Origin of the sequence: Bacillus multifaciens (assembly GCF_030756675.1) — a bacterium.
GTDB classification, from domain to species: Bacteria; Bacillota; Bacilli; order Bacillales; family Bacillaceae_G; genus Bacillus_A; species Bacillus_A multifaciens.
In genome coordinates this window covers 1-20,134 of the sequence record NZ_JAVBXD010000018.1, presented here as the reverse complement: position 1 = coordinate 20,134, position 20,134 = coordinate 1, and the positions used below count along the sequence as shown (strand labels likewise).

The following is a 20,134-nucleotide window of genomic DNA, read 5'->3' as shown; positions in this document are numbered from 1 at the left end:
AAGAACAGTAGTCTTCTTTCTTATTGTCTTTTTGCGTGTTTCACACACAAAAAGAAGATCTAGATGTATTATTAAAAAGCTAAATTGTGCCCTGAATCAAATTATTTTCACAGAAAACAGGAATAGCGACTGCTCATGGAACGAATTTTGTAGATGTAAGAGGCGAATATTCCGATCGTACAACAGCAATGTGGCAAAGTGTATTATCAACGGAATCAGGGGATTCAATTATTCAGTATTCTTCAGAGAAATATCAAGCGAAATGGCAACATAATAATCCATCACCGTGTGTGTTTCACTTAACAGAAGAAACGAATTGGAAAACAATTTCGAATGGTAATGTGAACATTACAGGCCGATTGCTTGGCGGATGTATCGATGTGATTAGACACCTCATTGGCACACCATTTGGTAACGTACAAGATTTTCGGAAAAAATATTGTAATGATGATCCGTTCATTTGGTACTTTGAAAATTGTGAGTTAACGACTACTGATTTACGACGATCTTTGGTTCAAATGAAATTGGCTGGTTGGTTTGAAAATTGTTCAGGTATTTTATTTGGCCGCAGTGCTGCGAATTATCCAGTGAATGAATATACCGCTGAAGATGTATACCAAGAACTTATGGATGAGCTGCAAATTCCAATTATTTATGACGTAGACTGTGGTCATACGCCCCCGCAAATTACATTTATAAACGGGGCACTTGCAGAGGTTGAGGTGGAAGAGGGTAAAGGAGTCATTATACAGCATTTCAAGTAGAAATGTAGAAAGGAAATGACAGGAATGGACTATAAAAATATCTTAGAAAAATATCCAACACTTATTACAGGACGATTACGTTTACGACCGTTAACAATTGATGATGCAACTGATGTATTTGAATATGCTTCAAATACAGAAATTGCGACATATACAGTATGGTATCCGCGTCAACAATCCGCCACTTAACACCCTTAGGGGTCGTTTGAAGTGGCGGGTTGCGTCTGTCGGAGTTCGACAGTGCTTCTATCCTCATAGAGAGCAACTACGCTTATTCCTACCCAGTAGTGCAAACGAGCGACGCTCTCCTACCTTAGTGTGGTGGAACATAAGGACGGTTGACTTCGCCCTTACTACAAGAGCTATACTCCTGTAGTAACTACACCAATATGTTCAATCCCTTTACGGTGTAGATTCATAGCACCAATACGGTCATCATTTGACGTGTATTGGCAGTTTTTACAACAGAATGTGTGTAATTTCTTATTACGGTTTGTTTTCTTGATATGCCCACATTTAGGGCAGGTTTGAGAAGTATATTTTGGGTCTACGACAATTACCTTCTGTCCGTTCATTTCTGCTTTATATTCCAGCATCTGACGGAACTGGTAGAAAGCCCAAGAAACAGAAACATAGCGGTCTTTCACCCGTACTTTTTCAGTTGCGGAACGAACACCTGTTAAGTCCTCTAAAACAAACATAGTACCTCTAGGGTATTTATCAACGAGTGCCTTTGTAATTTGATGGTTTACGTCAGTTACATAACGGTTTTCTCTTGAACCAATTTGTTTTAGTTTTTTACGAGCAGACGGTGTTTGTCGCATTTGCAACTGTTTACGAGTAGCTTTAAACTTACCATGCTTATGCTTAACAACATTTCCGTTGTAGAAAGTAGTTTTACCCTGACTATCATAAGTAGTAGCAAGAAAGTTGATTCCTAAATCAATGCCGACAATATTGTTTACATCTGCGTAATCTAATTCAGTAAATTCTTTTGTCATTGGAATGTGTAAGAACCATTTTTTATGTTTATGCACAAGTTTAGCAGTACCAAACTTCCAAGTATTATTAAAGTATTTTTTCATAGCCTTGCGTTCATAATTCAATCTAAGACGACCATCAAGTGTATTTATACTAAATTGGCTCTGAGTTAATGAGTAGTCACGATTCCAAACAAGGTCATATTCTGGAAGTTTAAATTCAATTAAAGACCATTCATGTCCATTTGATTTAGCTGACTTGTATCGAGCAATCACTGTTTTCATAACAGATTGAGCCATTTGGCTTTTTAGTCCAAACTGATTTCGTAAGTTAGAATAATACAAGTTATTCAAGTTTATTTGATTTAGATTTTTTGTTTCAAAGATATGTTTTGATAACCAATTACAAGCCTTACGATAAGCGTTAGCTGTTATCTTTAAGCTTTCATCTTGATTGCCAGAAACATAGATTTGTATTTTCGCAGTAATTGTAGACATTATTCTCACCGCCTTTCACTAAATATATTATATCGGAATTTTAGTGAAAGTAAATAACCTAAATAGGAGGAAGTAGGAGGCAAGGTGGAAGTTTCAGATACTTAATATGGTACAAAATCTTACGATTTTTAACGTACCATACCGTATCTGACGGCAATTCCTCCCACACTTATCGTTGGGCTACGCCCTGCACACGATTGAAGTAGAGGTATCCTTGCCGATTTTAGATGAAACTTTACAGGACTCCCAAATATTCATACAGTCGATCCTAGATCAATATGAAAAAGGAGAAATAGCGGCTTACGGAATAGAACTGAAAAACGAAAAAAAGATTATTGGGACGTGCGGTTTCATCGAATATGACAAGAATCATCATAAGGCAGAGGTGGCTTATGCATTATCGCCAAACTATTGGGGACAAGGCATTGCGACGGAAGCAGCAAAGGCATGTGTTCATTATGGATTTGCAATATTACAGTTAAATCGTATTGAAGCAGGGTGTCATGCTAGTAATGCACAATCGGAACGAGTGATGAAACGACTAGGAATGCAATATGAGGGAACGATGCGAAAAGATATGTTTGTGAAGGGATCGTATCGAGACACGAAAATATATTCGATTTTGCGAGAGGAATATGATGTACAAAAGGGAGAGTAATAGAGTAAATTACTCTTCTTTTTGATTTCAAAAATAACTTGTTATGTAAATGCAAGTTGAAAAACCGACATAAAACCTCTTTTCTTTTTAGGAGAGGACAAGGGCATCTGGCCGTGCATAGAAGCGGTCAAGGCCTTTTCCTGCCACATGCCAAGTTTAAAACAAAGGGAGCAAGCAAGTAGCGGTTATGCTTTATTTTGCATAGCAGTGACTGATATGTCGAAAAATTAAAAGAGATAAGAAATTTATATATAAGGTAAGTGAATAGGTTAGGAGGGTGATGTGGAATGATAAGAGGTGTTACTTTTGGGATTCCAAATGAATATGGACGACATCTTGCAAATATATTAAAATCTTTAGAAATTACTACTTTCAACTGGCTTGTTGAATCTGAAGAATCATATTTTGTTTCTAAAAACCAACTAGAGACTCCTTTTTTTCCTGATGAGCAGGAGGTTATTGATGGTGTAACAATGCATAATTTGATAAATAGAGGATGTTATTACTTAATATTTGCAGATGTAAAACGGTTTCCAAAAGGAAAAAATGTAACGAAAATAACGACATATGAAGAATTTGTGAATAGTGATTGTGAACTAATTATATTGATAGTTGATTGTTCTTATACAACGCTATATTGTAAGAACAACGAAATGACTAGAAAGTTATATAAAAATGCACTAGAGATGAGATATGAGAACGTTGAATATATTACAGATGAAAATGATGGTAGAACACAAATGAGTGTATGGTAAGTGTAAGTAAATAGGGACGTTTGTTTTTTTGAGTCAATATTAAAGTGTATAGTGCCATTTGAAAAAATATATAAAATTTTATCTGAATCTTCTAAAAATATTGACAAAACAACTTTCAATTTTTATACTTATGACAGCATAATGAACTGTTAATAGATCTTTTTCTAATACTTAAAAATGAAAGCGTTTTTATAAGGGGGAGAAGAAAGATGATGATGGATGTGCCATTAACAATTAGTTCGATGATCGAAAGAGCAGAGAAATTATTCCCAAAGAAAGAGATAATTTCTCGGACCCATAGCACCATTACACGGTTAACGTATAAGGAGTTAGGTGAACGAACGAGACGTTTATCTAGTGTGTTGGACAAATTAGGTGTGAAACAAGGAGAACGAGTTGGAACGCTAGCATGGAATCATCATCGGCATGTAGAGGCCTATTTTGCGATTCCTGGTATTGGTGCGGTACTACATACGATTAACATTCGTTTATCCCCGCAACACATTTCTTATATTATAAACCATGCAGAAGATCGTATTTTACTCATCGATGAAGATATGGTACCACTTGTTGAGAAAATTCAAGAGGAATTATCAACTGTACAAGCTTATATCATCATGACTGATGAAAAAGAACTTCCAGAAACTTCACTTCAACCTGTTTACCACTATGAACAACTTCTTGAAGAAGGAAATCCTAATTTTCCGTTTTTAAAAGATATCGATGAAAATATGCCAGCTGGTATGTGTTATACATCGGCTACGACAGGTAATCCGAAAGGCGTAGTATATACACATCGCAGTACCGTTTTGCATAGTATGTCGCTTGGTCTTGCAGATACAACGGCAGTTTCTGAAAGTGATGCTGCTATGCCGATTGTTCCAATGTTTCATGTAAACGCTTGGGGCTTGCCGTTTGCAGCGACATGGTTTGGATCCAAGCAAGTTCTTCCTGGGCCGATGTTTACACCGAAGATTTTATTAGAAATGATGCAGGAAGAAAAAGTAACAATCGCAGCTGGTGTTCCAACAATTTGGCTTGGTGTGCTGCAAGAATTAGAAAAAAATAGTTATGATTTATCAAATATAAGACGATTTTTATGCGGCGGTGCAGCTGCGCCAAAAAGCGTGATTGCAGCCTTTGAACAAAAATACAATGTTCCATTTGTACATGCATATGGAATGACAGAAACAAGCCCGCTTGTCACGCTTGCACGGTTGAAAAGTTATGAACGAGACCTTCCATATGAAGAACAACTTACGATACGGGCGAAGCAAGGTTATTTAGTGCCTGGTGTGGAAATGAAAGTTGTTGGAGAAAAAGGAGAGGTAGCATGGGACGGACAAGAAATGGGCGAGCTATGCTTACGTGCTCCGTGGATTGCGGCAAGTTATTATAAAGACGAACGAACAGTAGAGGGATTTCGAGATGGATGGTTATATACAGGGGATGTCGTTACGGTGGATGAAGAAGGATGTATTAAGATTGTCGATCGTACGAAAGATGTAATAAAAAGCGGGGGAGAATGGATTTCATCTGTTGATTTAGAAAATGCCTTAATGGCACATGAAGCAATATTTGAGGCGGCTGTTGTTGCAGTGCCGCATAAACAGTGGCAAGAGCGTCCTGTTGCATGCGTTGTTGTAAAAGAAGATCAATCTGTTACGAAAGAAGAATTATATGAGTTTTTAAAACCGCAATTTGCAAAATGGTGGTTACCAGATGAAATTGTTTTTCTGAAAGAAATTCCGAAAACTTCAGTCGGGAAATTTTTGAAGCAAGCACTTCGAAAAGAACTAGAGGAATTCTATATAGAAGATTAAAGTTCATTGTTAACGATAATCATATTTTGTTAACAGTGTAAAATAGCGTATGTATGAAAAATTGTAATAAGAAAGTATGTGACTTTATACATCGTTATCAATGGAGAGTGTGTATGAAAGTAAATATATTATGGGATTTTGATGGTACTTTAGTAGATAGTTATCGTGTATTTGTACGTATGTTTAAAAGAGTCGTAGAAGAACACATACATGAAGATGAAATTATGAAACATTTAAAGATTTCATTTACACATGCAGTAAAATATTATGGCTTATCACAGCGACAAATTGATCAAATATTAGAAATGGAAAGGTCTGTGCATCCATCAGAATATCAACCGTTTCCTAGAGTAGAAGAAGTATTACAAAGAGCGCATCGTAATTGTATTGTAACTCATAATTCGAAGGAAGAAGTATTGCGGATATTAAAATATTATGGATGGGAAGATGGATTTCTTAAAAAGCCAAATCCAGAATCATATGTTCATATGCAAAAGAAATATGCTATCAATTTCGTTGTGGGAGATCGTGAGTTAGACATTATACCGGCTACAAAACTAGGAATTACAACATGTTCTTTTCAAAACGAAGCAATTCCAGACGCAGATTATTACATTGATTCATATCATCAGTTACTTCATATTCTGAAGGAGAAGAGTATGCAAATATAAAAGAAACACAAGAAGCAATTTATGCTTCTTGTGTTTCTTTTTGCGTATGAATAAGGTGTGATAAAAATACTTCGCCTGTAACAGTTGCTTTACCGCCGCCGCGTGCGCTTTTTGGATTCCCTCCGCCTTTTCCTTCTATTAGAGGAAGGGCTATTTTTAAAAGGGTATTCATATTTAGCTTAACGGCTGGACCACATGCACAAATGCATTGTAAGTTTTCGCCGTTTTGTGTAACAAGATATGTAATGGCGTGGTCATCTTTCTCTGTAAGGATAGCTGCTAATTTAGCAAGTTCCTGCATAGAACGCTCTGTATAGCTAACGGCAATTTGTTTGCCATATGAAGTTTCTTCTGCTTGCTGTAATAATTCATTTGCTTCTACAAGAATGAGTTTTTCATTGGCTTCTTGCAACGCTTTTTCATTTTCCTTTTGAGCAGAAAGGAACTGTTTTATTTTGTTTGCAATATCGCTTTCTTTACTATGTAATTGTTGTGCGGCATCTTTCACGAGGAAATGATTGCGTTGCATTAGTTCAATTGTACGCCATCCGCAAACAAATGTAAGGCGAATGTTTCCTTTATGACGCTCCCAATTGATAATTTGAATTGGGCCGACTTCACCCGTTTGTTTTGGATGCGTACCACCACATCCGTTATAATCAAGATTTTCTATAAGAACAACTCGAATATTTTCGGTCACAGTTGGTTCCTTGCGCAGTGGAAGCTGCTTTGCTTCTTCTAAGTTTACCCATCGAACTGTAATTGGACGGTTTTCAAGTACAATTTGATTTGCAAGATAAGCAGCTTCTTCAGCTGTTTCGATAGAAAGGTCAGAAGTTTCTAAATCAATTGTTACGATTTCTCTTCCTAAGTGAAAACCGATTGTTGGAATATTGAAGTGATCCCAAAATATAGCGGACAAAATATGCTGCCCAGCATGTTGCTGCATATGATCAAAACGACGTTTCCAAGAAACATTTCCCGTTACTTTATCTGCATGTATCTCTTCAGTAATGTAATGACGAATTTCTCCATCTATTTCTTCCACATTGATAACAGGAATTTGATTTAATTGTCCTGTATCGTGTGGCTGACCACCGCCTGTTGGATAAAAAGCTGTTTGTGTTAATACAACATATAAATTGTCGTCTTTGTCACGATCTTGTTTTGTAATTTGAGCCGTAAATGTTTGTAAATATGGATTTGTATAAAATAATTTGTGCTTCACAACCGTACTCCTTTCAAACTTAGCTAAGTTTATTGTAAAACAATACGTATAATTTTCCTAATATTTCATAAGAAAAATTCTCTTTTTTAGAATTTTCTTGCTATAATAAGAAAAAGGGAACATAACGGGGGTGGATGATATGTTGTATGAAAATGGTGTACGCAAACTGATTCATCTAAACACAAATATTTCTGAACTATATCGAGAATTGCATGGAATGACCCGTCATTTAAAAGAATGTAACCGTGAAAGCGTAACATTTGATCGGTTATATGTGAAAGAATTATTATGGAAAAAAGAAGATATCGTTTCAATGTATGATCAACTCCTCATTCAACTTTGTATTAATGAGTGTTTTGATATGAAAAGTTTCATTGCTGGAGAATATGCTTATACACATGAAGAAGTGGAGAATTGTGTAGCCGAATTTAATAGTAAACATAATGTGAATATTACAGTAGAGGGAGTATTAAAAGAATTACAGTTTACATATGGTATTGATATGGAGCTGAAACGAACAGCTCGTGTTTAAGAAAACGAAAATTATGTTTTCAAAGGAAGCTGCTTTTCAGCTTTCTTTTTCTTTGCATTGCATTTGGATATAGAGAAGGTGAGAGAGATGAAGGGGAAGTTAGGAAACATTCATCCAATTGGGATGACTATCATTATTGGAACATTATTTGCAAGATTTGCAACATCGATGAGCATTCCATTTTTAGCAATTTATTTAACGAATGCAAAAGGAATATCCGCAGGTGTTACAGGAGCAATTATTGGAACGAGTGCATTAGTTGGTGTATTTGCAAGTTTTATTGGCGGGAATTTATCAGATCGCTATGGACGAAAGAAGATTATGTTAGGCTCTATTCTTGTTTGGATTCTTGTCTTTATCGGGTTTGGATTTGCGGAGCATGTAGCGGTATTTTTTCTGCTAAATGCACTAAATGGGATGTGTCGTTCATTTTTTGAACCAACGTCCCGTGCTTTATTATCCGATTTAACAAAGCCAGAGCAGCGCTTAATGGTGTTTAACTTACGTTACGGTGCTATTAATGTAGGGGTTGCGATTGGCCCGCTTGTTGGTCTTCAAGTTGGAAGCGCTGAATCAACAACACCATTTTTTATAGCAGCTATTATGTATGTTCTTTATACATTTGTACTCGCATTTCAATTTCGCAGGTATCGCATTGGAGAAGAAAAAGCAGGAGAGGCAGAACAAGTTACTTTTATGGATTCCTTACGCATTATAAGAAAAGACATTGTCTTTTTAGTTGCGTTAATTGGAATTATCATTAGTACAGCAGGATACGCACAGTTTTCATCAACGCTTTCTCAATATTTTGCGAACTCCCATCTATTTGAAAATGGAGTGAAATTGTTTTCTTATGCATTAGCATTAAACGCAATTACTGTCGTAATCGTTCAGTACCCAATCGTGCAAGTTTGTAAAAAGTATACACCGCTCGTATCCATTATGATGGGGACAATACTTGTTAGTGCAGGATTATTTGGATTTGGATTTGCGGAATCAATGTGGGCTGTTTTTGTTTGTACCGTCATATTTACAATTGGAGAAGTATTAATGTTTTCCATGACAGATGTGTTTATTGATCAAATTGCAGTAGCAAATTTAAAAGGAACATATTTCGGGGCAATGGGATTCTCTGGAATTGGATCTGTTATTGGACCGTGGTTTGGCGGACTTCTGTTAGATCATTACGGCTACGATAATGGTTTTGTGATTTTTGCAATGTTGGCGACTCTTTCTATGTTTGCATTTCCAATTCTTATATTGACAAGAAATTTGCTTCGTAAAAGAACGATAGAAGAAAAAATAGGAAGTACAAATGTAATATGAGTTTACAGTTAGGGATAAGGTTTTGAAATGAAAAAGGTGGTTGATTGTAGTCAGCCACCTTTTTTTGTATACATTGTTTCAGTTGAAGAAAGGGCATTTCTTATATGACTTGATAAATTTGTTTACGATTATTTTGTCAGGAGAACGGTTCGTTCTGTTAATAGTGCTGCTTCTGTTTTAGATATGTGAATGGTAAGAAGGCCATTTTCAAAATAGGCTATCATTTTTTTATATATAATATTGGCTGGTAAGAAAATCATATGATGCAAGGCGGAATTATTACTAGAAATGTTAATTTGTAGGCCTGTCTCCATCTTTTTAATAAGAATATTTTGCTCAATTACGTTCGGAATATCAGCTTCTAAAATATATTCCTGTTCTGTTTCAAAAAGGTCAACGTGAATACCGTTTGGAGAGGGGGAATTTGCGTATAAATCGGAGCAAAATTGATTCATCCATTCTTCAAAGCCATCAACATGAAAAAGGCAGTCTTTTTTCTTTTTCTTGCCCATTGTAAGAAAACCTCCGTAAAATTTCATTCATAATACGATATTCACTTTTAAATTAGAGGTGAAAAGGAAAGAGGAAATGTGCTTAACAAAGAAGCGAAGATAGTATAAATATATGATAAATAGACAGTGCGCATGCACTGTCTATTTTTTTTACATGTCGTGGTGAGCATGATTTTTTTGGCGTGAATGTTTTCGATTCTTTACTTTGTGTGATCCGCTTAATGGTTCTGGTTGTCCGCCAGAAACCTGACCTTGCGGTGAATTTTTTCGAATGGATTTGCTGTTGTTTTTCTCCATGTATACGACCCCTCTTTTTATTAAACGTTAGTGATTCATCAAATAAACGGTAAAGCTTAATTAGCGAAACGAATTAGCTGAATGTTTCGCTTTATATTAGGATGAGAGAACTTCATAAATTTATACGAGAATGTTTTTTGAGAAAAAGGTAAAAGATAATGGAGAGTAAAGACAGAAAGGGGAATGATTATGCCGTACCATAAGGATAAACAACAAGCATTTCAAGCTGCGCAGCAAGGAACGGAAGATGCAGAAAATTTATATCAAAACATTGTGAAAAACGATCCAAATTATGCTCAGGACTTAAAACATTTACGTCAAGAAGTGCAAGAAGCATATGAACAAATCCAAAATGCATTAGAAGTTGCTTCTGAAACGCAGCGAGAGCAATTACAGCAATATGAGCAAGAGTTGCAACATATTATGCAAAATGTGGAGGAAGCACGTGATTAATAGGTTGTTGAGTGTTCTCAGCAGCCTTTTCACATAAAAAGGGATAATAATGATTAAAAAAACGAACCGCATTATAATCAGTTGTCTAATCATAGTGTTAAGCTTGATGGAAATTGAAAAAGTTGATGCAAAAATGTTAATGAGAAAAGAGTTAGAACCAACTGGCTTTGTTACGTGGGAAGTACCAACGAATGAAAAAATAATAGCAATTACTTTCGATGATGGTCCGGATCCTACATATACACCGCAAATTTTAAATATATTACACGAATACCACGCTGAAGCAACTTTTTTTATGATTGGCTATAGAATTCAGCGTAATCCATATTTAATCGAACAAGCATTAAAAGATGGCCATGAAATTGGGAATCATACAATGAACCACTTATATGCACGCAATGCACCAGGACAAAAGCTCGAAAATGATATTCTAGAGGGGAAAAAATATTTGAAAAAGTGGGTAGAGAAACCACTCCTTTTTCGTCCGCCTGGTGGATATATTAATGAATCGGTGTTTAAAACTGCGACAGAAGCAGGATATCAAATTGTATTATGGTCCTGGCATCAAGATCCAAAGGATTGGTCTAATCCTGGAAAAGATAAAATTGTACAACATGTTTTAAACAATGCAAGAAGCGGTGATATTGTTTTACTGCATGATGGCGGAAGTGACAGAAGCCAAACAGTTGAAGCATTAAAAGAAATTTTGCCAGCCTTGCAAAAACAAGGGTATCGATTTGTGAAAGTATCAGAGTTATTAAAGTACAAACATTGAAAAATCCCAAAAGATTATCTTTTGGGATTTTGAATTATTGATTCTTTTTACGCTTTTTATTATTTTGGCGTTGTGCAGGTGTTAATGGCTCATTCGAAAATTCTTCATTGTATCCTGTACCTTGTCCCTGTGCAGAGGCAGCGTTCATTCCAGGGATGACATGATTTGCTTTACGTTTTCCCACTACTATCCCCCCTAATTCTCCATAAAAAATTGAATGGTTCGGTTCGTTTATAAAGTAAAATACCCTCTAAAAAAGAAGATTCACTTTATAGGAATAGTATCTGTTAACGAGAAAATTATTATGCAACAGCGAAGTTATAAAGAAAACTTATGGAAAACTATAAGTTTCTTATTATTTACTTATCCATTAAGTTGTAATAATATATTATCGTAAGGTATTGAAAAATTTGTCTACATTTTATATTCAGACAATTACAGTCACGTTTAACAGGGGGGTAACCATAATGGTAAAACACAATCCATTTAACACTCGCGCAACATTTGAAGTAGATGGAAACACGTATCACTATTATAGTTTGAAAGCGCTTGAAAATGCAGGGGCAGGTAATGTTTCTAAGTTACCATATTCGGTTAAAGTATTACTTGAGTCAGTACTTCGTCAAGTTGATGGCCGCGTTATTAAAGAAGAGCATGTTGAAAATTTAGCGAAGTGGGGAACGAAAGATATTCAAGATATCGATGTACCGTTTAAGCCATCTCGCGTTATCTTACAAGACTTTACAGGAGTTCCAGCTGTTGTTGATTTAGCTTCTCTTCGTAAAGCAATGGCAGATATGGGCGGAAATCCTGATAAAATCAATCCGGAAATTACAGTTGATCTTGTTATTGACCACTCTGTACAGGTTGATAGAGCAGGTTCAGCAGATGCGCTTCAATTTAACATGGACTTAGAGTTTAAGCGTAATGAAGAGCGTTATAAATTCTTAAGCTGGGCACAAAAATCATTTGATAACTACCGTGCAGTTCCACCAGCAACAGGTATCGTTCACCAAGTAAACCTTGAGTATTTAGCGCCAGTAGTTCATGCAGTGAAAAATGCGGAAGGCGAACTTGTTGCATACCCAGATTCATTAGTAGGAACGGATTCTCATACAACGATGATTAACGGTATCGGCGTTCTTGGATGGGGCGTTGGTGGTATTGAAGCAGAAGCTGGAATGCTTGGACAGCCTTCATACTTCCCAGTACCAGAAGTAATCGGTGTGAAATTAACAGGTACACTTCCAAGTGGTACTACAGCAACAGACGTTGCATTAAAAGTAACACAAGTATTACGTCAAAAAGGTGTAGTTGGAAAATTCGTTGAATTCTTCGGTAGCGGTTTACAAAGTATGCCATTAGCTGACCGTGCAACAATCTCTAATATGGCACCAGAGTACGGTGCGACTTGTGGATTCTTCCCAATCGATGATATTTCATTAGATTACTTACGTTTAACAGGAAGAAGCGAAGAGCAAATTCGCATCGTTGAAGAATATTGTAAAGCGAACGGTTTATTCTATACAGCTGATAGTCAAGATCCAGTTTATACAGATCTTGTTGAAGTTGATTTAAATACAATTGAGTCTAACCTTTCTGGTCCGAAACGTCCACAAGACTTAATTCCTCTTTCTAGCATGAGAGATGAGTTCCATAAAGCTGTTGTGGCACCAGTTGGTAACCAAGGATTCGGCTTCTCAGAGCAAGAATTTGATAAAGAAATGAAAGTAGTATTACAAGATGAAGAAGTAACGATGAAAACAGGTGGAATTGCAATTGCTGCGATTACAAGCTGTACAAATACATCTAACCCATATGTATTAATTGGTGCAGGTTTAGTGGCGAAAAAAGCAATTGAAAAAGGACTTAAAGTACCTGGTTATGTAAAAACTTCATTAGCACCAGGATCTAAAGTTGTTACTGAATACTTAGATAAGTCTGGATTAACAACTTATTTAGATCAATTAGGTTTCCAAACAGTAGGTTATGGCTGTACAACTTGTATCGGTAACTCTGGTCCATTAGCACCAGAATTAGAAGAAGCAATCGCTGCAAATGACCTATTAGTAACATCTGTATTATCTGGTAACCGTAACTTTGAAGGTCGTATTCATCCGCTTGTAAAAGCAAACTACTTAGCATCTCCACCGCTTGTAGTTGCATACGCACTTGCTGGTACAGTAGATATCGACTTGAAAAATGATGCAATCGGTAACGATGCAAACGGCAACCCAATTTACTTTAACGATATCTGGCCAACAGCAGCAGAAATCGAAGAAGTTGTACAAAACGTTGTAACATCTGAACTATTTAAGAAAGAATATGCACAAGTATTTAACAGCAACGAACGTTGGAATGAAATCCAAACTTCAAACGAAGCGTTATATACTTGGGACAATGACTCAACATATATCCAAAACCCGCCGTTCTTCGAAGGGTTATCTAAAGAGCCAGGTGAAGTGGAAACACTTTCAGGACTGCGCGTAGTTGGTAAATTTGGCGATTCTGTAACAACAGACCACATTTCACCAGCAGGATCTATCGGTAAAAACACACCAGCAGGCCGTTACTTATTAGAAAATGGCGTGCAGCCAGTTGACTTCAACTCTTACGGTTCTCGCCGTGGTAACCATGAAGTTATGATGCGTGGTACATTTGCGAACATCCGCATTAAAAACCAAATCGCACCTGGCACAGAAGGTGGATTCACAACTTACTGGCCAACAGGCGAAGTGACATCTATCTATGATGCAGCAATGAAATACAAACAAGACGGCACAGGTCTTCTTGTAATCGCTGGTAAAGACTACGGTATGGGAAGCTCACGTGACTGGGCTGCAAAAGGTACAAACTTACTAGGTATTAAAGCAGTTATCGCAGAAAGCTTTGAGCGTATCCACCGCAGTAACCTTGTATTAATGGGCGTATTACCACTGCAATTTAAAGATGGCGAAAATGCAGAAACATTAGGTCTTACTGGTCAAGAATCATTTGAAATTCAAGTTGATAAAACAGTAAAACCACGCGATCTTGTAAAAGTAGTTGCGACTGACTCAGAAGGAAACAAAAAACAATTTGAAGTTGTAGCACGTTTCGACAGCGAAGTAGAAATCGACTACTACCGTCACGGCGGTATCTTACAAATGGTTCTTCGTGAGAAATTAGAAGAGTCTAAGGTTTCTAACTAAGTTTATATAAATGTAAATTAAAAAACCGACATAAAAACCCCTTTCTTTTTTGGGGAGGACGAGAGCGTCTGGCCGCGCATAGTAGCGGTCTTATTTTATTCTGCATAACTGCGACTTATATGTCGAAAAATTAAAATGAATTTATATAGATGTGAATGATTTTTAAATAAACAATAGAATAGTAATTTATTGATTAGTATAAATATTTACACTGAAACAAAAAAGAGAAGACGACGAAAGCCGTTTTCTCTTTTTTCATAATTGTAAACTCTTAATTTGATTAGATGAAATAATTCATAATGGGGGAGAAATATATCGGTGGTGAACATGCTTTTTAGCAATCAAAATGGGGATAAGTTCACTAAAGAGATACAAATATATTTTTGAAATCGTAAAAGGGGCGGTGTAATGACTGTTATTAAAGATATCGGAAGTCTATGTATGGTAGATAAAGAAGGGCATATTATCAACCAGTCGGATAAGAAGAAAATCAATCCTATTTTTTTACCTGTAATACAGGATGTGATTCATGCTTATTCTACCTATCTCAAAGATGATTTGCATAGTGTATACATAAGAGGATCAATTCCAAGAGGGATAGGCATTGAAGGTGTAGCGGACTTAGATACAATAGCGGTAACCAAGCAACGCCTTAATAAACCAAGGTTAAATTGGGTGGGAAAAATAGAACATGGGTTAAATCAAAAATATGATTGTGTAGATGGCATTGAATTAAGCTTCTATTCCAGAGAAGATATTCTAAATACTTCATCTTTTTCTATAATGAGTTTTATACTTAAAACCCATGGAATATGTGTATTTGGAGAAGATCTGATACCTCAATTACCAAAATTTAAAGCTAACGAAGCTTTAGCAAATGATCACCTTATACACTTACAAACTCAAATTAAAAATGCATGTGATGACCTTCAAGATAATTCTGATATGGAGGACATTAAAGATTGTTGCAAGTGGATTATGAAAATTATAGTAAGAGCTGGACTTGCACTTGTCCTAACGAAAGAAAACACATATACAAGAGATTTATATCCTGCTTATAAATTGTTTTCAAAATATTTTCCTGAAAAGGAACACGATATGAGAAAAGCACTTGAATATGCAATAACACCTATAATAGATACAAAAGTACTATTATTATTTTTAAATGAATTTGGAAAATGGATGGTTAGTGAAGCTGATAGATGGCTACAAGTCTATAATCCAAATAGGGAATGTAATATGAAGATATAGATTAATTAGTAACTTTTGAAGACATGGATTGTTGAGTTAGAGATAAAAATATTTTTCTCAACTTTAATATAAACATTCACTCGGTGCAATTAGCACCTCTTTTTAGATGGTCATATTTTTGTACTTCAAATCCGAACCCGTTACTATTAGAAATGATGGCTTATTATGCTTTTATACTTTCAGCACCTACAGACGAAGGTTGCTGTTTTCCTGGTTCACAAATACCATGGCTTGATATCCAGAAGTACACAGAGCCTAGAAATAAATTGTACTTACAACTGAATGAGTTGGTGAAAGGGTTAAATCGAATCTTACAAGGATTTGAAAATTACTACAGCTTATCTCCAATTGTTCAGAAATGGCTTAGCAAAATAGACTGGTACGTTCTAGAGAGACTCAATCTTTTTTGGAACAAGCAAAGAAATATTCGAAAGAAACATGGTCGTTTTAAGAACGTGATAAAGAAAATACCATACACACTCGTGAAAGTAGGAAGCTAGAATAAACTGAAAACCAAAGAAATTTGTTTCAGTTTTCTACTCTACTCAAAACTTGGCATTTTATTTATCACCCATTGATTATTTTCATAACTGAATTCTATTTCTACATCTTTTGTTACATTTTCATACTCGTTATATGTCTCCACTTTTGCTGCTAATTTACCATCCTTTAACTGAGAAGAAGTAATCTTTATATATTTAGTCGCAGCTTTTGAACCTGGGTCTCCAATAACATAGTGCATTTTTCCGTCTATTTCTTTTACATATTCACTTTGCATATAATCCGTAATAAATTGTTTTGAGAAATATGTAGACAATGTAGTTTCTAACGCTTTTTTTGTATTATATGCGGGGATGAGTAATTCCCCGTATGAAAAACGCCCTATTGATTTTGAATTCCCTGTGAATGCTCTAGTTTGGATATAGGTGAGTTCTTTTTGTGCATTTAATACTTTGTTTAACATTGCGTCATTAGGTAACGGTTTATCTTTTATTTCATTTGACTTTTTTGTCTTCAGATTTAAAATAACACCATTATCTGTATATAGATACATATCTCCTGCTATAAAATATAAATAAGATTTAGAAGGTTCAAGAGCTTTGTTATAGATTAATTCTTCACTTCCACCACTGATTTTTCTCTTATAAACACCGTCATTTTTTACATAATAAAAAGTATCCCCTGTTATGTTCATCTGTAAGACGTCCTGTATTAATAGCTTTTCTGTATTTTGCTGAACGTCTAACTCGTATATACCGTGCGTAGCTTTATATGCTTCAAAAGGGAGCGAGAAATCTACAACAGCATATAGTTTTTCATCATGGTATACCGCACTAGATATTTCTGCATACTTTTCCTTTGACCAGGTTTTGTTATTTTTGGTAACCTGTCTTCCACGATTTTTATTCCAATGTAGAATACTATCATCTATTGTTTGAGCCGAACCAGTGTATTTAAGTGTAGTGTCCTCTTCTTGTCCTGTTTTCAAATCCATTTTTATAATCCCTATAATATCAAAACCACCATGCTCCGAGTATTTTTTCGGATAAAACAAAGTTTGATCTTTTATATATACGTAACTTGTATCTGTTTTCAATGTATCGAGTTTTTTAGCTGAAATGTCATATTTCATTAAAGAAGGTAGTTCATTTGAACCTGTATTATCATTTGTCGGCATATGGATAAAATATAAAGATTGACTGTTTATATTTATATAAGAGGCATTTACATCTTTTACTAAAAGTTCTGATGTTTGGAAATAATCCTTTGTACGATAAATACCTCTTGTATTCTTACTTCCATTGACCGCATAATAAATCCAACCATCACTTTCGACCATTTTCCCTTTGTTAGAAATGTTCCCAACCGTATTTCCTCTTTTTTCAGCCTCTTTTATTTGCTGCTGTACTATTGAATCAGCTTGTGTATCCTTTTTTTCTTTTTTGACATTTGTTGTATTTGCTGTTTTGTTCTCTGCTTCACAACCAAAAAAAGAAATTGAAATGGCCATGGTTACAATAGTAACTATTATTTTTTCATAAACGTTCCCCATTGTTTGCCTCCTTATGATATTTCAATAGAATTAAATATTGGTAGTAATTGTCTATTTTCGTTTGATTATACATACTTTTGTTAATAAAAACAATTTTCTGTTTATTTTTATTTGAAGCCGATAACAAAAATTAGTTTTACAAAAGATACAAAATGTTAAACTTAAAAAAACAGTGATTTCATGTGCACGTACTGATATCGCTGGTTTTTTGTATAAATATTCAACACCTAATATATCAAAGACTGTTTTTTTCTCGTATCGATGAGATTTTCGTCCGTTGTGTTGTAGGAGGTTAAACAGACGAAGCAAAATCTTTGATAGTTCCTGGGTGTCTTTTTGTATGGTTTGGAGCAGAAGAGAAAAATAGTCTTTAATCATATACATAGTTTTATATTCACTTAGCTCTTGTTTCCTCTTTATGAGAAGTAATTTCCGCATTTGAAACATAATAGAGGACAGAGTAGAATGGCAATTAGTTCCCCATACAAACACGCTATTCTTTCCTATGATTCTATAGAAAGAATAGCGTGTTTTTATTGTTTTTGGGATTAATTTCTTTATTTTCATGGAAATGTATTTGCGAATCCCAAATATGGTTGACACTACGCGATTACATTCGTAATATTTAATTATAGATTACAAATGTAATATAAGGGGTGGAATTTTATAAAATGAAGAAATTACCTAAAATATCGGAAGCTGAATTGGAAATCATGAAAGTTCTTTGGTCAAGGTCGCCTCAAACAGCCAATGAAGTAATTGAAGTACTTGATGAAACGATGAATTGGAAACCGAAAACGATTCGAACGCTTATTAATCGATTAGTCCAAAAAGAGGCTGTTTCTTACCATCAGGAAAAAGGGTGTATGTATGCTTATTATCCTTTAGTGTCACAAGATCTTTATTTACAAGTAGAAACAAAATCTCTACTTAAACGTTTTTGTGGCGTAGCGTTTAAACCATTACTTGTAAATTTTTTGAAAGAAGAAAAGTTATCTTCAGAAGACATCAATGAACTCAGACAAATTCTTGATGAGAAGAATGAAGAAAATCAGCGAAAGGGGAGATAGAGGTGATAGATAGGGTTATAAATGCCTACCTTCCTTTCGTATTTGATTGGATTATAGAAACATCTTTGATGGCAAGTGTATTAGTGGCATTTATTTTGTGTGTCAAAATCTTGCTGAGAAACAAGATAAGTCCAAGGTGGCATTATTTACTATGGATGATTTTAATTGTACGATTACTGCTGCCATGGTCGCCAGATAGTTCTTATAGTATGTATTCACTTCTTTCATATGGTTACAAAACGACCACTTTAACTCAAAATCAACCTGATATTTCTTTAAAAAACGAGCACGTGCGTGAGACAAAAAGCATGCCAGATACCAATACAGTTATACAAGAGACAAGCTCCATTGATCATTCATCTCAGACAACAGTGGAACATGTAGTAGAGCCTGCTCATAATGAAAAGAAAAAGAATACCTCCCTTTCTTTTTATACAATTGCTTCATACATTTGGATAATAGGTGTTATCATACTAGGCTTCACAACTTACTTTATCAATAGACGATTATATTCCTACATACAACAACAACCCGTTATCACAGAAGAAAGGGTTGTTAACATTTTTGAAACATGTAAAAAATCTATGTCTATACAGCAAAATATCCCGCTACTGTTAGCTGGGAAAATTTCAAGTCCAACAGTGTTTGGATTCTTTCGTCCGAAAGTATTAGTATCGAGTGTGCATATTAGTCGGCTTAATGAGCAGCAATTACAACATATTTTTCATCATGAATTAGCTCACATTAAGCGGAGGGATGTTTGCGTCAATTGGATTATGCATAGTCTGCTAATTTTGAATTGGTTTAATCCGATTCTTTGGTATGCTTACTCATGCATGCGGGAAGATCAAGAGATGGCTTGTGATGCACTTGCTCTCACGTTTTTGGAGGAAAAGGAAAAAATTTCATATGGATATACGATTATCAATCTTTTAGAACATTATTCTAACTATTATCCAATACCTGGCTTGGCGAATCTAATCAGAAATAAAAGAGCCTTAAAGAGGAGGATCTTTATGATTAAAAAGTTTCAAAAGAAATCGTATCGTTGGTCTGCACTTGGTGTTATTACTGTGATTGTTGTTTCACTATTCTCTTTGCTAAATGCGCGTGCAGATGGGACAACTGAACAGCAGAAAGGACAGACTCCCAAAAAGGTACCAACGACAGAAACAAAAAAAGAAGGAACGGTATATACTCCTGTTTTTTGCAAGCAGAAAGTGCAGAGAATTGCAGCGAAAAGTGCAGAGGCTTGCAGTTCTCTTTTTTCTTAAAGATTCATGTCTAAATTTGCAGA

The 20,134-nt window shown here is 35.4% G+C and carries 19 protein-coding genes and 3 pseudogenes; 15 read left to right on the top strand and 7 right to left on the bottom strand.

Annotated elements, in window-relative coordinates:
* Positions 1-116 precede the first annotated feature (116 nt).
* A pseudogene (locus tag Q9306_RS13045) lies at positions 117-764 on the top strand (S66 peptidase family protein); the annotation flags it as partial.
* 24 nt (positions 765-788) lie between these two features.
* A complete protein-coding gene (locus tag Q9306_RS13040; protein WP_306199053.1) occupies positions 789-953 on the top strand; it encodes a GNAT family N-acetyltransferase in 165 nt (54 codons plus the stop codon).
* A 173-nt stretch (positions 954-1,126) separates the two neighbouring features.
* Here the strand turns inward: Q9306_RS13040 and Q9306_RS13035 are convergent, their stop codons facing one another.
* Entirely contained in the window at positions 1,127-2,242 is a 1,116-nt protein-coding gene (locus tag Q9306_RS13035) for an RNA-guided endonuclease InsQ/TnpB family protein (protein WP_306199051.1), read from the bottom strand.
* A 214-nt stretch (positions 2,243-2,456) separates the two neighbouring features.
* On the opposite strand from Q9306_RS13035, the gene Q9306_RS13030 reads away from it, so the two are divergent.
* From Q9306_RS13030 to Q9306_RS13015, 4 genes are all read left to right on the top strand, one after another.
* Positions 2,457-2,900 (top strand): GNAT family N-acetyltransferase, encoded by a 444-nt coding sequence (locus Q9306_RS13030; RefSeq protein ID WP_306199049.1) that lies wholly within the window; start codon positions 2,457-2,459, stop codon positions 2,898-2,900.
* A 287-nt stretch (positions 2,901-3,187) separates the two neighbouring features.
* Entirely contained in the window at positions 3,188-3,655 is a 468-nt protein-coding gene (locus tag Q9306_RS13025) for a DUF2691 family protein (protein WP_306199047.1), read from the top strand.
* A gap of 209 nt (positions 3,656-3,864) precedes the next feature.
* Positions 3,865-5,478 (top strand): long-chain fatty acid--CoA ligase, encoded by a 1,614-nt coding sequence (locus Q9306_RS13020; protein WP_306199045.1) that lies wholly within the window; start codon positions 3,865-3,867, stop codon positions 5,476-5,478.
* Between the two features lie 113 nt (positions 5,479-5,591).
* Positions 5,592-6,149, top strand: coding sequence for an HAD-IA family hydrolase (locus Q9306_RS13015; RefSeq protein ID WP_306199043.1), 558 nt, complete (start codon positions 5,592-5,594; stop codon positions 6,147-6,149).
* A 19-nt stretch (positions 6,150-6,168) separates the two neighbouring features.
* Here the strand turns inward: Q9306_RS13015 and Q9306_RS13010 are convergent, their stop codons facing one another.
* The gene (locus Q9306_RS13010) at positions 6,169-7,377 is read right to left on the bottom strand and encodes an alanyl-tRNA editing protein (protein ID WP_306199041.1); all 1,209 of its coding nucleotides are present in this window, start codon (positions 7,375-7,377) and stop codon (positions 6,169-6,171) included.
* 139 nt (positions 7,378-7,516) lie between these two features.
* On the opposite strand from Q9306_RS13010, the gene Q9306_RS13005 reads away from it, so the two are divergent.
* Complete coding sequence (locus tag Q9306_RS13005; protein ID WP_306199039.1) at positions 7,517-7,909, top strand: hypothetical protein; 393 nt, start codon at positions 7,517-7,519, stop codon at positions 7,907-7,909.
* 87 nt (positions 7,910-7,996) lie between these two features.
* Positions 7,997-9,235, top strand: coding sequence for an MDR family MFS transporter (locus tag Q9306_RS13000; RefSeq protein WP_306199037.1), 1,239 nt, complete (start codon positions 7,997-7,999; stop codon positions 9,233-9,235).
* Between the two features lie 128 nt (positions 9,236-9,363).
* Here Q9306_RS13000 and Q9306_RS12995 read toward each other — a convergent pair whose 3' ends face one another.
* The gene (locus tag Q9306_RS12995) at positions 9,364-9,747 is read right to left on the bottom strand and encodes an Hsp20/alpha crystallin family protein (RefSeq protein ID WP_306199035.1); all 384 of its coding nucleotides are present in this window, start codon (positions 9,745-9,747) and stop codon (positions 9,364-9,366) included.
* Positions 9,748-9,897: 150 nt separating this feature from the next.
* Complete coding sequence (locus Q9306_RS12990; protein ID WP_020063100.1) at positions 9,898-10,044, bottom strand: small acid-soluble spore protein P; 147 nt, start codon at positions 10,042-10,044, stop codon at positions 9,898-9,900.
* A gap of 189 nt (positions 10,045-10,233) precedes the next feature.
* On the opposite strand from Q9306_RS12990, the gene Q9306_RS12985 reads away from it, so the two are divergent.
* On the top strand, positions 10,234-10,497 hold the full coding sequence (locus tag Q9306_RS12985; protein ID WP_306199033.1) for a hypothetical protein: 264 nt from the start codon (positions 10,234-10,236) through the stop codon (positions 10,495-10,497).
* 106 nt (positions 10,498-10,603) lie between these two features.
* Positions 10,604-11,272, top strand: coding sequence for a polysaccharide deacetylase family protein (locus Q9306_RS12980; protein WP_371932383.1), 669 nt, complete (start codon positions 10,604-10,606; stop codon positions 11,270-11,272).
* Between the two features lie 34 nt (positions 11,273-11,306).
* Here the strand turns inward: Q9306_RS12980 and sspO are convergent, their stop codons facing one another.
* Positions 11,307-11,456 carry a small acid-soluble spore protein SspO gene (gene sspO / locus Q9306_RS12975; protein ID WP_020063103.1) on the bottom strand — a complete coding sequence of 50 codons (150 nt, stop codon included), beginning with the start codon at positions 11,454-11,456 and terminating at the stop codon, positions 11,307-11,309.
* Positions 11,457-11,739: 283 nt separating this feature from the next.
* Between sspO and acnA the strand changes: the two genes are divergently transcribed.
* The 3 genes from acnA to Q9306_RS12960 all read left to right on the top strand — a co-directional run bounded on the left by acnA (position 11,740) and on the right by Q9306_RS12960 (position 16,214).
* Positions 11,740-14,463, top strand: coding sequence for an aconitate hydratase AcnA (gene acnA / locus Q9306_RS12970; protein ID WP_306199027.1), 2,724 nt, complete (start codon positions 11,740-11,742; stop codon positions 14,461-14,463).
* Positions 14,464-14,871: 408 nt separating this feature from the next.
* The gene (locus tag Q9306_RS12965; protein WP_306199025.1) at positions 14,872-15,714 is read left to right on the top strand and encodes a nucleotidyltransferase; all 843 of its coding nucleotides are present in this window, start codon (positions 14,872-14,874) and stop codon (positions 15,712-15,714) included.
* A gap of 152 nt (positions 15,715-15,866) precedes the next feature.
* Positions 15,867-16,214 (top strand): group II intron maturase-specific domain-containing protein, encoded by a 348-nt coding sequence (locus Q9306_RS12960; protein WP_306199023.1) that lies wholly within the window; start codon positions 15,867-15,869, stop codon positions 16,212-16,214.
* 41 nt (positions 16,215-16,255) lie between these two features.
* On the opposite strand, the gene Q9306_RS12955 is transcribed toward Q9306_RS12960, so the two are convergent.
* Positions 16,256-17,767, bottom strand: a complete 1,512-nt coding sequence (locus Q9306_RS12955) for a DL-endopeptidase inhibitor IseA family protein (RefSeq protein WP_306199021.1) — start codon at positions 17,765-17,767, stop codon at positions 16,256-16,258.
* 216 nt (positions 17,768-17,983) lie between these two features.
* Positions 17,984-18,270, bottom strand: a pseudogene (locus tag Q9306_RS12950) (IS4 family transposase); the annotation flags it as partial.
* 168 nt (positions 18,271-18,438) lie between these two features.
* Here Q9306_RS12950 and Q9306_RS12945 point away from each other — a divergent pair.
* Together Q9306_RS12945 and Q9306_RS12940 are read left to right on the top strand one after the other, a co-directional pair.
* Positions 18,439-18,837 (top strand): BlaI/MecI/CopY family transcriptional regulator, encoded by a 399-nt coding sequence (locus Q9306_RS12945; protein ID WP_306199019.1) that lies wholly within the window; start codon positions 18,439-18,441, stop codon positions 18,835-18,837.
* Between the two features lie 2 nt (positions 18,838-18,839).
* Positions 18,840-19,956 (top strand): annotated as a pseudogene (locus Q9306_RS12940) (M56 family metallopeptidase); the annotation flags it as partial.
* Positions 19,957-20,134 lie beyond the last annotated feature (178 nt).

Bases quoted from the DNA above. Each gene is read 5' to 3' on its own strand.
- Q9306_RS13040 (WP_306199053.1), top strand. From the start codon at position 789: ATGGACTATAAAAATATCTTAGAAAAATATCCAACACTTATTACAGGA.
- Q9306_RS13035 (WP_306199051.1), bottom strand. From the start codon at position 2,242: ATGTCTACAATTACTGCGAAAATACAAATCTATGTTTCTGGCAATCAA.
- Q9306_RS13025 (WP_306199047.1), top strand. From the start codon at position 3,188: ATGATAAGAGGTGTTACTTTTGGGATTCCAAATGAATATGGACGACAT.
- Q9306_RS13020 (WP_306199045.1), top strand. From the start codon at position 3,865: ATGATGATGGATGTGCCATTAACAATTAGTTCGATGATCGAAAGAGCA.
- Q9306_RS13015 (WP_306199043.1), top strand. From the start codon at position 5,592: ATGAAAGTAAATATATTATGGGATTTTGATGGTACTTTAGTAGATAGT.
- Q9306_RS13005 (WP_306199039.1), top strand. From the start codon at position 7,517: ATGTTGTATGAAAATGGTGTACGCAAACTGATTCATCTAAACACAAAT.
- Q9306_RS13000 (WP_306199037.1), top strand. From the start codon at position 7,997: ATGAAGGGGAAGTTAGGAAACATTCATCCAATTGGGATGACTATCATT.
- Q9306_RS12995 (WP_306199035.1), bottom strand. From the start codon at position 9,747: ATGGGCAAGAAAAAGAAAAAAGACTGCCTTTTTCATGTTGATGGCTTT.
- Q9306_RS12990 (WP_020063100.1), bottom strand. From the start codon at position 10,044: ATGGAGAAAAACAACAGCAAATCCATTCGAAAAAATTCACCGCAAGGT.
- Q9306_RS12985 (WP_306199033.1), top strand. From the start codon at position 10,234: ATGCCGTACCATAAGGATAAACAACAAGCATTTCAAGCTGCGCAGCAA.
- Q9306_RS12980 (WP_371932383.1), top strand. From the start codon at position 10,604: ATGGAAATTGAAAAAGTTGATGCAAAAATGTTAATGAGAAAAGAGTTA.
- acnA (WP_306199027.1), top strand. From the start codon at position 11,740: ATGGTAAAACACAATCCATTTAACACTCGCGCAACATTTGAAGTAGAT.
- Q9306_RS12965 (WP_306199025.1), top strand. From the start codon at position 14,872: ATGACTGTTATTAAAGATATCGGAAGTCTATGTATGGTAGATAAAGAA.
- Q9306_RS12960 (WP_306199023.1), top strand. From the start codon at position 15,867: ATGATGGCTTATTATGCTTTTATACTTTCAGCACCTACAGACGAAGGT.
- Q9306_RS12955 (WP_306199021.1), bottom strand. From the start codon at position 17,767: ATGGGGAACGTTTATGAAAAAATAATAGTTACTATTGTAACCATGGCC.
- Q9306_RS12945 (WP_306199019.1), top strand. From the start codon at position 18,439: ATGAAGAAATTACCTAAAATATCGGAAGCTGAATTGGAAATCATGAAA.